The organism is Mesorhizobium loti, from assembly GCF_003148495.1.
Taxonomy (GTDB): domain Bacteria; phylum Pseudomonadota; class Alphaproteobacteria; order Rhizobiales; family Rhizobiaceae; genus Mesorhizobium; species Mesorhizobium loti.
Map to the genome: position 1 here is coordinate 171,209 of NZ_QGGH01000008.1, position 14,763 is coordinate 185,971.

At 63.2% G+C, this 14,763-nt stretch carries 11 protein-coding genes; 4 read left to right on the forward strand and 7 right to left on the reverse strand.

Features of this window, described 5'->3' with window-relative positions; translation table 11 throughout:
• Nucleotides 1–1,188 carry an MlaE family ABC transporter permease gene (locus C8D77_RS25680; protein ID WP_109669286.1) on the reverse strand — a complete coding sequence of 396 codons (1,188 nt, stop codon included), beginning with the start codon at nt 1,186–1,188 and terminating at the stop codon, nt 1–3.
• Nucleotides 1,189–1,266: 78 nt separating this feature from the next.
• Between C8D77_RS25680 and dgcA the strand changes: the two genes are divergently transcribed.
• The gene (gene dgcA / locus C8D77_RS25685; protein WP_109669288.1) at nt 1,267–2,250 is read left to right on the forward strand and encodes an N-acetyl-D-Glu racemase DgcA; all 984 of its coding nucleotides are present in this window, start codon (nt 1,267–1,269) and stop codon (nt 2,248–2,250) included.
• On the opposite strand, the gene C8D77_RS25690 is transcribed toward dgcA, so the two are convergent.
• Nucleotides 2,221–3,435 (reverse strand): MFS transporter, encoded by a 1,215-nt coding sequence (locus C8D77_RS25690; protein WP_109669291.1) that lies wholly within the window; start codon nt 3,433–3,435, stop codon nt 2,221–2,223. The two genes, dgcA and C8D77_RS25690, sit on opposite strands and share 30 nt — an antisense overlap.
• Before the next feature lie 124 nt (nt 3,436–3,559).
• Nucleotides 3,560–4,375 carry a UDP-2,3-diacylglucosamine diphosphatase gene (locus C8D77_RS25695; protein ID WP_109669293.1) on the reverse strand — a complete coding sequence of 272 codons (816 nt, stop codon included), beginning with the start codon at nt 4,373–4,375 and terminating at the stop codon, nt 3,560–3,562.
• Between the two features lie 118 nt (nt 4,376–4,493).
• Here C8D77_RS25695 and C8D77_RS25700 point away from each other — a divergent pair, with 118 nt between their 5' ends.
• The 3 genes from C8D77_RS25700 to C8D77_RS25710 all read left to right on the forward strand — a co-directional run bounded on the left by C8D77_RS25700 (nt 4,494) and on the right by C8D77_RS25710 (nt 9,080).
• Nucleotides 4,494–5,273, forward strand: a complete 780-nt coding sequence (locus tag C8D77_RS25700) for an SDR family oxidoreductase (protein ID WP_109669296.1) — start codon at nt 4,494–4,496, stop codon at nt 5,271–5,273.
• A 177-nt stretch (nt 5,274–5,450) separates the two neighbouring features.
• A complete protein-coding gene (locus tag C8D77_RS25705) occupies nt 5,451–7,775 on the forward strand; it encodes an NADP-dependent malic enzyme (RefSeq protein ID WP_109669298.1) in 2,325 nt (774 codons plus the stop codon).
• Between the two features lie 90 nt (nt 7,776–7,865).
• Nucleotides 7,866–9,080, forward strand: coding sequence for a DUF2865 domain-containing protein (locus C8D77_RS25710; RefSeq protein ID WP_109669300.1), 1,215 nt, complete (start codon nt 7,866–7,868; stop codon nt 9,078–9,080).
• Here C8D77_RS25710 and gltX read toward each other — a convergent pair.
• The 4 genes from gltX to C8D77_RS25730 all read right to left on the reverse strand — a co-directional run bounded on the left by gltX (nt 8,998) and on the right by C8D77_RS25730 (nt 14,748).
• Entirely contained in the window at nt 8,998–10,371 is a 1,374-nt protein-coding gene (gltX, locus tag C8D77_RS25715; protein ID WP_109669303.1) for a glutamate--tRNA ligase, read from the reverse strand. The two genes, C8D77_RS25710 and gltX, sit on opposite strands and share 83 nt — an antisense overlap.
• Nucleotides 10,372–10,674: 303 nt before the next feature.
• Nucleotides 10,675–11,853, reverse strand: coding sequence for a hypothetical protein (locus C8D77_RS25720; protein WP_109669305.1), 1,179 nt, complete (start codon nt 11,851–11,853; stop codon nt 10,675–10,677).
• 288 nt (nt 11,854–12,141) lie between these two features.
• Nucleotides 12,142–13,947 (reverse strand): ABC transporter ATP-binding protein, encoded by a 1,806-nt coding sequence (locus C8D77_RS25725; RefSeq protein WP_109669385.1) that lies wholly within the window; start codon nt 13,945–13,947, stop codon nt 12,142–12,144.
• Between the two features lie 390 nt (nt 13,948–14,337).
• Nucleotides 14,338–14,748 (reverse strand): GNAT family N-acetyltransferase, encoded by a 411-nt coding sequence (locus C8D77_RS25730; RefSeq protein ID WP_109669307.1) that lies wholly within the window; start codon nt 14,746–14,748, stop codon nt 14,338–14,340.
• Between the last annotated feature and the right edge of the window lie 15 nt (nt 14,749–14,763).

Below are 14,763 nucleotides of genomic sequence, written 5' to 3' on the forward strand. Positions count from 1 at the left end.
TCAGAACTCGATCGCTGCGTAGAAAATGGCAAAAAGCCCGTCGAGGATGATGACGACGAAGATCGACTTCACCACCGAGGCGGTGACGTGCTGGCCCAGCGATTCCGCGCTGCCGCCAACCTTCATGCCTTCGACCGAGGCGATCGTGCCGATGATCATCGCCATGAATGGCGCCTTGATCAGGCCGGCAAAGATCGTGCTGAGGTCGATGGCAACGCGCAGCCGGTCGATGAAAGCAGCCGGCGGGATGTCGGAATAGAGCCACGCGGCCAGGATGCCGCCGCCGAGTGCAGCGAAATTGGCAATGATGGTCAGGCACGGCAAGGCGATGACCAGCGCAACGAGCCGCGGAAAGACCAGGACGCCGATCGGGTTGAGCCCGATGACCTTCAGCGCGTCGACCTCCTCGCGCATCTTCATCGAACCGATCTCGGCGGTGATCGCGCTGCCGGAGCGGCCGGCGATCATGATCGCCGTCATCAGCACCCCAAGCTCGCGCAGGATCAGCACGCCAACGAGGTCTACGACGAAGATATCGGCGCCGAAATAGCTGAGCTGGTAGGCGCCCTGCTGGGCAACGATGGCGCCGACGATCGCCGACATCAGCACCACCACCGGAATGGCGCCGACACCCATGCGATCGATCTGGTTGAAGATCGCCGCCGGGTTGACGGCATGACCACGCCCGAGTTTCATCTGTGCACCGCGGATGGTGGCGCCGAGGATGTTCATCGAGGCGAGGAAATCGTCGCGCATCTCGTAGACGCGCCGGCCAACCGCCTCCAGCGCGCGAATGACGATGTTAGGTGGCCGCGTCGGGCCGGATTCGGGTTCGCGCCGCACGGCCTCGCTCACCGCGTCGAGCAGGATCGAAGCGATCTCGCTCTGGCCCTGCATCTGGATCTTGACGCCCTTCTTCTCGAAGGCGCTGACCAGCCGGTCGATCAGCCAGGCGCCGGCGGTGTCCATCTTCTCGATCTTGGAAAGATCGAGCGCCAAGGTCTTGAAACCGCTTCGTTTCTCGATCTTGCGCATGTCGGCGTCGATCAGCGCGACAGTCCGTGTCGTCCAGATTCCGGAGAAAGCGCAGCCGAGAACGCCATCCTCCTCGCCGATCGCCACGCGCGGTTCGTGGTCAGCCTCCCCCGCGGTCGTGCCGCTTGCGTCGCGCTTGCCGATGGTCAACATGGCGTCCTGTTTAGCCTGACGGAACCAAGCTGTCGATTTGCCGACTCGCTCGTTCTCGCATAGCCGGAGCAGAAAAATATGGCGCGTGTCATTTCGGTTGAGGCCGAGCGTTTTCCGATCGCCGGAACCTTCACCATTTCGCGCGGTTCCAAGACCGAGGCTGACGTGATCTCCTGCACGATCAGCGAGGGCGGCCACGCCGGCCGTGGCGAATGCGTTCCCTACAAGCGCTATGGCGAGACCATGGACGGCGTCCGCGACGCGATCGAGGCCATGCGCGACGGGATCGCCGGCGGCATCAGCCGAACCGCCCTGCTCGATGCCATGCCGGCCGGAGCCGCCCGCAACGCCATCGACTGCGCCCTGTGGGACCTGGAGGCAAAGATCAGCGGAACATCGGTAGCGGATGCGATAGGTGCGGTTCCGTTACGGGCCCTTGAGACGGCCTACACGCTGTCGCTCGGCGAACCGGAGGCGATGGCGGCGCAGGCCCGCGCCAATGCGGCGCGGCCGCTGCTCAAGGTCAAGATCGGCGGCGACAACGACATCGCCCGCATCCGCGCGGTCAGGCAAGCGGTGCCCGACAGCCGCATCATCCTCGACGCCAATGAGGGCTGGAGCGACGACAATATCGTTGCGAACCTCGCCTTTGCCGCCGAACAAGGCATCACGCTGATCGAGCAGCCGCTGCCGGCCGGTCATGACGGCATCCTGCGCCACATTGCGCATCCGGTGCCCATCTGCGCCGATGAAAGCGTGCACGAGGCAAAGAACCTCGAAGCGCTCGTCGGCCTCTACGATGCCGTCAACATCAAGCTCGACAAGTCGGGCGGCCTGACAGCCGCCCTTGTGCTGCGCGATCGCGCCCGCGAACTCGGTTTCGGCGTGATGGTCGGCTGCATGGTCGGTACATCGCTGGCGATGGCGCCGGCGGTGCTGCTCGCACAGGACGCCGATTACGTCGACCTCGACGGTCCGCTGCTGCTTGCCCGCGACCGGGTGCCCGGCCTTGTCTATCAGGGGTCGCTGGTATCACCGCCCGATACGGCGCTGTGGGGCTGAGCGCGCCGCAAGCCCGATCAGCACAAGGCCGACGATAGCGATCGGAATCATCACAAGGAACCCATCGACGCCGAGACGGTCGTAGAACGGGCCGGAAGCAAGCGTAACAGCAGCCATGAAGAAGCCATTGAAGAAATAGGCGATGCCTTGCGCAGCACCGGTGCGCTCTTCGGAGACAGTCTCGGCGATCATTTTCTGCAGGCCGATCAGCACCATTGCGACAGACACCGAATGCAGCGACTGCACGGCGAAGAAGCCGGGAATGCCAAGACCGAGCGGCCATACCAGTGGAAAGATGATCCAGCGCACTATCGAACCGACGCCGGCGATCACCATCACTTTGACGACGGACACGGAGGCGAAAATGCGATTGAAAAACAAAAACATGCAGACTTCGCACACGACGCCCCAGGCCCACAGCAGGCCGACGACGGAATCGCTGATGCCGATCGATTTCCAATAGATGGAGACGAAGCCGTAGAGGAAGGCGTGGCTGGCGGTAATGATGCCAACGCCAAAGGTGAAGTAGAGGAAATAGGCATTGAACAGGCTAGGCGCGGCGTGCTGGATTTCTGCGGCCGACAGCGGCGAAGCCTTGCGCGGCCGCCCCATTCGCGGCGCAAACAGGGCTGCGACAAGCGCTGCGGCAAGCGCCACGAATATGATTACCGGCACGGCTTTGGCTCCAGCCGCCGCCAGGATGAAGCCGCCCACAACATTGGCGCAGAGATAGGAGATCGAGCCCCATTTGCGCATAGCGGTGTAATTCGAGCCGAAGCGGCGCACCCCAGACAACGCCAGCGAATCGGCCATTGGCGAATGCGGTGTCCAGACGATCGTCAAAAGCAGAGATACGGCCAGCACGATCGCGTAGGTCGCTGGCAGAAAATAGCCGGCCGAAATGGCCATCGTTGCCGCGACCAGCGCGATATAGACGTCGGCGCGGTCCTTCGCCCGGTCGGCAAATGCCGTTAGCATAGGCGTCGTCACGACGCGCAAGAACATCGGTGCGGCAAGGATCACGGCGATCTGTTCGGCGCCGAAGCCCTTCGCCTGCAGCCAGAGCGGAAAATAGGGCAAATGCGTGCCTTGCGACACGAACAGCGTCGCGAAAATCAGGCTCATGCGCAGTTCGAAATGGCGCGGCTTGACGAGTTGTTCGGGCGAAAGTGGCGGCAGGGACATGAATCGATCCAATCGCGCTGCACTCGGCCAGCGGCAGCGCGTATCGATCCCTTAACATGGGCGAAAACCGGGCGAAACCGGCTGGACTAATCGATTGATCTCGAAACCCGCGACGAGTTTCGCGTCAAGCCGCCTGCCCTACCCGGTCTTCGACGAGCAGCGGGATAAAGGGCTCGTCCGGCGCTTCGGGCAGCACCTGCGCCCAGGTCAGGATTTCCATCCGACCGTCAAAGTGCTCGACCACAGCCGTGCAGCTTTCCACCCAGTCGCCGGTGTTGATGTACTGGACATCGCCAAAATTCTCGATGACGGCATGATGGATGTGGCCGCAGATGACGCCGTCGACATGCGAGCGGCGCGCCTCGTCCGCGAGCATGGTTTGGAACGAGCCGATGAAGTTTACCGCCTTCTTGACGTTGACCTTGGCCCAGGAAGAGAACGACCAGTAAGGCAGGCCAAGCAGCTGGCGCAGCCGCGTCACCACACGGTTGACCAGCATGGCCGCGTCATAGGCGTGGTCGCCGAGATAGGCGAGCCAGCGCGCATTGTGGACGACAGTGTCGAACTGGTCACCATGGATGACGAGCAGCCGCTTGCCGTCGGCGGTCTCGTGGATGGCGCGGTCGGCGACGACAATGCCACCGAAATGCACGCCCTGGAACTGGCGGGCGAATTCGTCATGATTGCCGGCGATGTAAGTGATATTGGCGCCCTTGCGCGCCTTGCGCAGCAATTTCTGCACGACGTCATTGTGGCTTTGCGGCCAGTGCCAACTCCGCCGCAACCGCCAGCCATCGACGATGTCACCGACCAGATAGATGATATCGGCGTCGTGATACCTAAGGAAATCGATCAGGAATTCGGCCTTGGCCGCCTTCGAGCCCAAATGGACGTCGGAGATGAACATGCTGCGGAACGTGCGGGGCTCTTGGCCGGACATCGCGATTTCACCGTTGCTTTCGCGTGCCTATGCCCCGATTCATGCAACAACCGTATGACGGTTGCGATTGGTCCAGCCGAAGGACTAGCTTGCCGCCGGCTCACAGGAGAAAATCATCATGGATCTCGGTATCAGCGGGAAGAAGGCCATCGTCTGCGCTTCAAGCAAGGGACTTGGGCGGGGTTGTGCCATGGCGCTGGCGGAGGCCGGCTGCGACATCGTCGTCAATGGCCGCAACGCCGAACTGGTGGCGAAAACCGCGGCTGAGCTGCGCGAGCGCTACGGCGTCACGGTGACGGAAGTCGTTGGCGACGTTTCGAAGCCCGAAGTGCAGAAAGCGCTGCTCGCCGCCTGTCCCGAACCGGACATCCTCGTCAACAACAATGGCGGACCGCCGCTTCGCGACTTCCGCACGCTCGATCGCGAAAAGATCCTCGAAGGCGTCACCCAGAACATGGTGACCCCGATCGAGCTGGTCCAGGCTGTCCTCGACGGCATGGCGGCGCGCGGCTTCGGCCGTATCGTCAACATCACCTCGCTGTCGGTCTATGTGCCCATTCCCGGCCTCGACCTGTCGTCCGGCGCGCGCGCCGGCCTGACCTCGTTCCTTGCCGGCGTGGCCAGAACGGTGATCGACCGCAACGTGACCATCAACAGTCTTTTGCCAGGCAAGCTCGACACCGACCGACTGCGCGGGCCGCACGAGGCCGGCACCGTCGAGGACCCCGCGGCCGCCGCCGCGCGCAAGACTCGCATCAGCGCCGATGTTCCGGCCAAGCGGCTCGGCACGCCGGAGGAATTCGGCCAGATCTGTGCCTTCCTGTGCTCTGTCCATGCCGGCTATCTGACCGGGCAGAACATACCGGTCGATGGCGGTCTCTACGTCAGCGCCTTTTGATCAACTTGTCCGTGAAACTGCAGGAACCATCCGTCAGAAAATCGGCATAAGCATTTGATCGTTCACGACTTTCTACGCGCCGCTGGGTATTGCTGCCGGCGCGTCAATTAGCGTCGCGAAAAACCTCGGCTGCATGCTAAAAGGGAATCTCCAGGCAGATTTCGAGGGAGCGGCCGCATGGAAGGCGAGAGCAAAAAGACGGCACGTTCGGACCTCGATGAAGCCGCCCTCTACTTCCACAAGTATCCAAGGCCGGGAAAGCTCGAGATCCAGGCGACCAAGCCGCTCGGTAATCAGCGCGACCTTGCGCTCGCCTATTCGCCTGGTGTCGCCGCCCCTTGCCTGGAAATCCGCGACGATCCGGCGACCGCCGCCGACTACACCGCGCGCGCCAATCTGGTCGGTGTCGTCACCAACGGATCGGCCGTGCTCGGCCTCGGCAATATCGGCCCGCTAGCCTCCAAGCCGGTCATGGAAGGCAAGGCTGTCCTGTTCAAGAAGTTCGCCGGCATCGACGTCTTCGACATCGAGATCGACGCGCCCGGTATAGAACGCATGGTCGAGACGATCTCGGCGCTGGAACCGACCTTCGGCGGCATCAACCTCGAGGACATCAAGGCGCCGGAGTGCTTCGAGGTCGAGGAGCAGTTGAAGGCCCGCATGGGCATACCGGTGTTCCACGACGACCAGCACGGCACCGCCATCATCGTCGCCGCCGCCGTGCTCAACGGGCTGGAATTCGCCGGCAAGACCATATCTGGCATCAAGATCGTCACCTCCGGTGCCGGCGCAGCGGCCCTTGCCTGCCTCAACCTGCTGGTCTCGCTCGGCGCGCGGGTGGAAAACATCTGGGTCACCGACCGCTTCGGCGTCGCCTACAAAGGCCGCGTCGACGAGATGGATCGCTGGAAAGACCCTTATGTGAAGGACACCGAGGCGCGCACGCTGGCCGACGTCATCGCAGGCGCCGACGTCTTCCTCGGCCTGTCGGCGGCAGGCGTGCTGAAGCCGGAACTGCTCCAGCACATGGCGCCAAAACCGCTGATCCTGGCGCTGGCCAATCCCAATCCGGAGATCATGCCGGAAATAGCGCGTGCGGCGCGTCCCGATGCGATGATCTGCACCGGCCGTTCCGATTTCCCCAATCAGGTCAACAACGTACTGTGCTTTCCTTACATCTTTCGCGGCGCGCTCGATTGTGGTGCCAGCGCCATCAATGAGGAGATGAAGATGGCGGCGGTGCGGGCAATCGCAGCGCTGGCACGGGAGGAGCCTTCGGACGTCGCTGCACGCGCCTATTCCGGCGAGACCCCGATCTTCGGGCCTGAGTTCCTGATCCCCTCGCCCTTCGATCCGCGCCTGATCCTGCGCATCGCGCCTGCGGTCGCCAAGGCTGCCTGCGACACCGGCGTCGCGACAAGGCCGATCACCGACTTCGCCGCCTATATCGACAAGCTGAACCGCTTCGTCTTCCGCTCCGGCCTGGTGATGAAGCCGGTGTTCTCATCCGCCAAGGCGTCGACCGCCAAGCGCGTCATCTATGCCGACGGCGAGGACGAGCGCGTGCTGCGCGCCGCACAGGTGGTGCTTGAGGAAGGCATCGCCGAGCCGATCCTGATCGGCCGCCCGCACGTCATCGAGGTGCGCCTGAAGCGCTATGGGCTGCGCATCAAGCCCGGCGTCGATTTCGGCCTGATTAATCCCGAAGACGATCCGCGCTACCGTCACTATGTCGACCTGCTGATCGAACTCGCCGGCCGGCGCGGCGTGACGACGGAGGCCGCGCGCACCATGGTGCGTACCGACAACACGGTGATCGCAGCACTAGCGCTGAAGCGCGGCGATGCCGATGCCATGGTCTGCGGCCTCGAAGGCCGCTTCGAGCGGCATCTGCGCAACGTCACCTTGATCATCGGCCCGCGAGCCGGCGTCAAGGACCACGACCTGTCGACGCTTTCCATGCTGATCTCGCAGCGCGGCATCATCTTCCTAACCGACACGCACGTCTCCGTCGACCCGACAGCCGAGGAGATCGCCGAGATGACGGTGCTTGCGGCAGAAGAAATCCAGCGCTTCGGCATCGAGCCGAAGGCGGCGCTCCTGTCGCACTCGGATTTCGGCTCGCGCGATTCGCCGAGTGCGCTCAAGATGCGGCAAGCGGCGGCGATCCTGGCGCGCATCGCGCCTGACCTGGAGTGCGACGGCGAGATGCACGCGGACACTGCCTTGTCCGAGCATCTGCGCCAGCGCGTTTACCCGCATTCGCGGCTGAAAGGCGAAGCCAATTTGCTGGTGTTCCCCAACCTCGATTCGGCCAACATCACGTTGACCGCGCTCAGGACCATGATGGATGCGCTGCATGTCGGGCCGATCCTGCTCGGCACCGACATGCCGGCGCACATACTGACGCCGTCGGTCACCTCGCGCGGCGTGGTCAACATGACGGCGCTTGCCGTGGTCGAGGCCGCCCACAAGGCGCAGGCGGTCGTCAATCTGGGCTGAACACGGATTTCGCGGTAAACTGCAGTTAACCGCGAACACGGTAGCCTTGCAGGCCAACGGGCGGGATTTGGGCAGGCGGAGTTTGGGCGGATGGCAAGCGGAGGGTGGAAGCAGGCGCATGCTGCCGTGCTGCTTGGCCTCCTGTTGTCCGCAACCTGGGGGGTAGCCGAGCCACGGGCCGCTTCGCGGGTCTGTCGCCAGTTGGAAGCCGATCTTGCCGCGGCCTCACGCGGCGGCGACGGTGGTCCGGCTATGATCCGGAAATATGACGCCGCCATCGCCAGGCAGCATGAGCAGATTTCGAAGGCCCGCAGCCAAGCGAGCCAGGCAGGGTGCGGCTTTTCGCTGTTTGGCCGCAACCTCAATCAATGCGCCGGGCTCAACGCCACCATCGATCGCATGAATGCCAACCTCGATGCGCTGCAAGGCAAACGCGAGCGGCTTGCCGGCGGCGGCTCGCGCCGTGACCGGGGACGCATCCTGGCGGCGCTTGACGCCAATGGCTGCCGCGACGACACCGTTGCGCCGCGGCGCGCACCCCTGCAGGAAGCGAACCGCGAAGGCGGCAGCACAAACCTGTTCGACCAGCTTTTCGGCGGCAACAGCCAGCAGCTCGATACGCCAGATACACTTGACCAGCCTGACGATCCCGACGAAGAGCGCAGCGTCCGCCGGGTGCTCAACCGGCCCGGCGTACCGGACCTTCCGAGCGTCGGCGGTGAATTCCACACCTCCTGTGTGCGCACCTGCGACGGCTACTTCTTCCCGATGTCGAACTCGGCCTCGACCAGCGACTTCGAACGCGACCAGAAGAATTGCGAATCGAGCTGCCCCGGCACCGAGATGCAGGTCTTCTACTCGCGCGGCATGGACGACGATTCGGCTTCGATGACGTCGTCCGTCACCGGCCGGCCCTACAGCGAATTGCCGACTGCCTATCTCTACAAGCAGTCCAACATGCCGCGGCCGCCGGCCTGCGGCTGCAACGCCGCCGCGCAGGGCTTCCAGATCATCGCCGGCAATCCGCCGTATCAGGAACAGTCGCAGCCCGAAACGGACGCTGCACCGTTCATCCCGGTCCCGGTGTCCAAGCCGGATCCAGGTGCAGATCCGGAAACCCTGGCCAATCTGGAAGGCGGGCTCGATCGCGAGGCGATCAAGCGGCTTTCCGCCAAGCCGGTGACGTCGCCGGTGTCCGCGCTGCCGCCGGAACAGCGCAAGGTCAGGGTCGTCGGGCCAACGTTCCTTCCCGACCCATCAGCGGCAATAGATCTGCAAGCTCCGGCCCCGAAGGCAGTCCGGTAAGGGCTGTTCTGAGCGGCATGAACAACGCCTTGCCCTTGCGGCCCGTCGCTTCCCTGATCTTGCCCGTCCAGTCTTTCCAGATCGTCGCGGTCCAGGGGTCCTCCGGCAGCAGATCGAACGCCTGTCCGAGGAAATCGCGGTCTTCATCGGAAAATTCCGGCATCTCCTGAGGCCCCTCGCGCAGGATGCGCCACCAGTTCACCGCATCGGCCAGCCTGTCGAGATTGCCGCGCACCGCCAGCCAGAACGGCTCGGCCTGCTCGCCCGAGACGCCGAGCACGATCAGCCGGTCCTGTGCCTCGGCGAATGGCATATGATGCAGCAATGTCCGGTTGAGCACGAACAGGTCATCCGGATCGAACTTGGCCGCCGATTTCGATGTTGCCGCTGGATCGAAGCGTTCGGCGAGTTCGCCCATCGTCGGCACCGCCGCGACATTCTCCGAGGTGCCGACCAGCACGGCCAGCGAGGCCACCGCCATAGGCTCGATGCCGTCCTCGCGCAGGCTTTCGATGGAGAGCGCACCGGTGCGCTTCGACAGTCCCTCGCCCGATGCGGTGGTCAGGAGATTGTGGTGGCCGAACACAGGCGGCTCGGCAGCCAACGCCTGGAACAGGGCGATCTGCACGCCGGTGTTGGTGACATGGTCGTCGCCGCGGATGACATGGCTGACGCCCATCTCGATATCGTCGACCACGGAGGGAAGCGTGTAGAGATAGGTGCCGTCCTCGCGCACCAGCACTGGATCGGACAGTGAGGCCAGGTCGACCGTCTCCTCGCCGCGCACCAGGTCGTTCCAGTGGATTTCGGTGCGCTCCGGCTGTTGCGGATCGCCTGAGAAATTGGGGAGGAGAAAACGCCAGTGCGGCCGGCGGCCATCGGCCTGGTATTCGGCGATCTGCTCATGCGTCAGGGCCAGCGCCTCACGGCCATAGACCGGTGGCAGGCCGCGCGTGCGGCGCACCTTGCGCCTGAGATCCAGCTCCTCCGGCGTTTCATAGCAGGCATAGAGAACGCCTGCCGCCTTCAGCCTCTCGACCGCCGCGTCATAGACCTCGAAACGTCGCGACTGGTACTCGGTGGCATCGGGAAAAATACCCAGCCAATGCAGATCATAGAGGATGGCATCGGAAAATTCCTGCTTCGAGCGCGCAATGTCGGTGTCGTCGAAGCGCTGGATGAAGCGGCCCTTGTTGTTCATGGCAAACAGCCAGTTGAACAGAGCCGTGCGCGCATTGCCGATATGGATGCGGCCGGTCGGCGAAGGGGCGAAACGAACGGTAACTGTCATGAGCGGGGCGTACCGGATGCTTTTGTGATTGACAAGACGCGCCCCCGCGCTGTCCGGCAGACATAGAACATGGCGGCTGGAATGAAAAGACCGGGCGGCGTGCGCCTCAGGCGGCGCTTAATGCATGTCGTCCAAACGTGATCTCGGTTTTGGGAAAACGACATGCATAAGAAACAAAGACCTAAAGCGCGTCGCCTGAATCCGTTCAAACGCGACGCGCTTTAGGCGGCGGCCAGTCTGGCGGCGCCCGCCATGACCGAGTGCAGCCAGCCGGCGGAGCCGGCGAACAGGTCGTTAAGGCGATCAGCGGCCGAAGTCATCGGAACTGAGGCGGGTCCAGCGGTCACCCATCACCCCACCGATAAAGATGTCACCGGCGCGGACCGCTTCCGTGACCTCAGCGATTCGCGAGCGGACCATCGTTCCTCCGGCATAGCGGAAGAAGAGATTCTTGTAGCCGAAGAGTTGAGGCATGAATCTGCTCTGCGGCTGCCCGGTGATGCCCACGCAGCCCATATCCCACGCGGCCGCGATAAGGCCATCCAGCGTCGCGCGCCAGTGAGATCCGGACGCCTGGATTTGCAACAGGCTCGCGATGTCGCCGGCTTGACCGTAGAAGGCATAACAACCGAGCATTTTGCCCGTTTCGTCGTAAGTTCCGCCGAAATGAAGTGGGCCGTCGGCCCGCTTCTCGGCCGCCAGCGCGAGCAGCCGTGGCAGCTCGCCATCCTTCCAGCTCGGCCGAAGAGAGTAATCGGACAGCAGGGTCGGCAGCCGCTCGGCAAATTGCGCGGAAGTGATCGGCTCACTGTGGACCCGTTGCGACGATGAAGCCTGGACGGGGAGCTCGAACCTTCTTTTCGCAAGAGCATCGAATGCTCTCGCGCAGGGATCGAGCGCCAAGCGAGGCAGGCCAGGCCATTTGCGGTGCAGTGCAGCGGCGGCCATCGCGGCTGGTCGGAAAATACAGGTCCATCCCAGACAATGCACCGGCAGGAGCTGGTACTTCATCGGGCGCGCGAAGGCCAAAGATGTCCTGTTGGCCGAATCGGTCAGCTGCAGATCGAATTCGCCTTGGTGCAAGGCACGCAGCAATTGCGGCCCGGCCGAGCCGTCATCGGTGCCGGCGTCGGCCATGAGCGGACCGATGATCGCCGCATTCAATGCCGCTCCGTTGAGCTCGTAGCGGGCTTTCAGGACGCCGAGGAACCCACCCAGACGACCTTGCCGGTTGACCTGGACAAGAGCGTTGCTCGCACCGGACTGGCCGGCAGGGTCAAGATAGATCTCTCTCATATAGTCGGCCGTCTCCGCGATCGCGCGATCGAGGAGATGACGCCGCCGCCGGCGAAACTTGGTCAGGAAGAGTGCGGCGACGCTCTCGAGATCTTCGGCAGCGAGCGGCCGAACAGAGCCATGCGATTCCAGCACCGACGGCGCAACCACCTTTCCCGGACCGGCATTTGCGGAAACAACATGCATCGCGAAGAGCGTCCCTGGGTTGCTTTATTAATATATATATCAACCAAAGGTAGAAACAACATATCTCGATCGGTATGATGAACAGGCGTCTCAAAAACTCAAGGTCTGGAAAAGGACTTCACTGGCAGATGGGCTCGGCCTGCATACGCTGAGCGACAGGGACTTCGGACGTCTCAGGTCTGCCGATGTACTCGCAACAGGTTCGGCTCCGCCCTGCGCCACCCCGCACTGCTGACAACGCTTGATAGAAGGTGGCCTCCGGCCGCCGAAGCCGGAGGCCACCTCAGGTCAGCTGACAAGTCCCTTGGTCAGCTCCAGCGCCTGACGCTCGAACAGGCGGCGGTAGATACCGCCCTTCAGCCGGATGAGTTCGTCATGCGAGCCTTCCTCGACGATCTTGCCGCGATCGAAGACCAGCAGCCTGTCGAGCGCCCGCACCGTCGATAGCCGGTGCGCGATGACCAGCGTCGTGCGGCCGACCATCAGCCGCTCCATCGCCTGCTGGATCAGCACCTCCGATTCCGAATCGAGGCTCGATGTCGCCTCATCGAGGATCAGGATGCGCGCATCGGCAAGGAACGCGCGCGCGATCGCCACACGCTGCCGCTCGCCGCCCGACAGTTTCACGCCGCGTTCGCCGACCAGCGTGCCGTAGCCCTTCGGCAGGTTGGTGATGAAATCATGCGCGCTCGCCAGCTTTGCGGCATGCTCGATCTCCTCCTGCGTGGCACTCGGCCTGCTATAGGCGATGTTCTCGGCCAGCGACCGGTGGAACAGGATCGGCTCCTGCTGGACGATGGCGATCTGCCCGCGCAGCGACGCTTGCGCCACCTGCGATATGTCCTGGCCATCGACCAGGATCTTCCCCGCATTCACGTCATAGAGCCGCTGGATGAGCTTGACGAAAGTCGTCTTGCCCGAACCCGAATGGCCGACCAGCCCGACACGTTCACCCGGCGCGATATCGACCGAAAAGTTGCGATAGAGCGCCGATCGGTGATTGCCGTAGTGAAAGGTGACGTTGTCGAAGCTGATCCGTCCTTCGGTGATCCGGATCGGCTTGGCGCCGGGCCGGTCCTCGATGCCGAGCGGTTCGGACTGGAAATCGACCAGTTCCTCCATGTCGTTGATCGAGCGCTGCAGATTGCGGATATGCGTGCCGATATCCCTGAGATAGCCTTGCAGCACGAAGAACGAGGTCAGCACGAAGGCGACGTCGCCGGCGCTCGCCTGCCCCCACGACCATAGCATCAGCGCCAGGCCAATCACCGCCGCGCGCATGACCAGCAGCAGCGCCCCTTGCGTGGTGCCGTTGATGGTGCCGCGCACCCAGGTGCGCCGCGTGCGCGCACGCCATTTGGCGACGACCTTGGCCAGGCGGCGTTCCTCGCGCTCCTCGGCGCCAAAGCCCTTGACCACAGCGTTGCAGCTGACCGCGTCGGCCAGCGAGCCGCCGAGGCGCGTGTCCCAGGTGTTGGCGAGCCTTGCCGCCGGTGCGACATAGCCAAGCGACAGCATCGCCGTCACCATGATGAACAGCACCGAACCGGCGGCAACGACCGCGCCCATCAGCGGCCAGAACCAGCCCAGCAGCAGGGTCGAGCCGACCAGCATGACCACGGACGGCAGCAGCGCGATGAGGATGGTGTCGTTGAGCAGGTCCAGCGCCCACATGCCGCGCGTCACCTTGCGCACGGTCGAGCCGGCAAAGCTGTTGGCATGCCAGTCGGTGGAAAAGCGCTGGACGCGATGGAAAGCATCGGCGGCAATGTCCGCCATCATCTTCAGCGTCAACTCGACGATCCCCATGAAAGCAAGGTTGCGCAGCACGACGCCGGTCAATGCCAGGGCCATCAGCATCGAAAACGCCGCCATCGCGGCATTCCAGGCAATCGTGTCGGCGCCGGCGCTGCTGGCGACGGCGTCGACCAGCCGGCCGGAATAGAGCGGCGTCAAAACGTCGGCCAGCGTCGACAGCAGGAAGCCGCCCATGATGAGCGAAAGCCGCCACGGCTGGCGCCGCCAATGGGTGAACGTGAAGCCAAGAACGCTGCGAAAGGCGCTCGCGCGCAAATCGATCTTGAAACGAGCCATGATGTCATTCGGGCGCAAACGAGCCCGATCCCAGTAAAGGTCGAAAATTGAAGAAGCCGCGCAAGGGGCTAATGAGTGCCCAGAAGCGGAGTGGCATATTTGGCGTCTCGCCCGTAATCGGGCGGCGACCGGCATCGGCATAAGCCTGTGCTCGATCCGGCATCACTGCGAGGACAAAACCCTCGCGGAGCGCCGGATGAGACCTAGGCTTCGCGGCCTCGCATTACCATTTGAAATACTGCCATTCGGACCTCCCGCAAATGAATCGCGGAAAGGTCCTTATAAAGACGCCCCGATGCATCGCCAAGATCAACTCACGCCAAAAGTGTATCTGGTCCAACCACTGCGATTATTTTGCAACAATGCGGCAAACCATCGCCGCGCGCCGCTTCATCTGGGATCGCGATCGAACCGCATGTAACGGCCATCGGTCGATGGCTTGAATCCAAGCTTTTCATACAAACCATGGGCGTCGCTGGTCGACAGGCTCCAGTGGAAAACAGTCCTGACTTCAGGATGATCGATCAGGGCCTGGACGAGCCGGCTGCCGATGCCCTGCCCGCGATGCTCGGGCCAGATGATGATGTCGGCGAGATAGGCGAACACCGTACGGTCAGTGATCGCCCGCCCGAAGCCGACCTGCTTGCCATCGATGTAGGCGCCGACGCAAAGCGAATTGGTGAAGGCGCGGTGATGGACTTCGTCGCTGCGCCCGGCGCCCCAATAGCTCGCCATCAGCAGGTCGGATGTCGCACGGAAATCGATCCGTGACAGGTCGAAGCTGATTTCACAGTCGGGCATGACTACCCTTGCCTG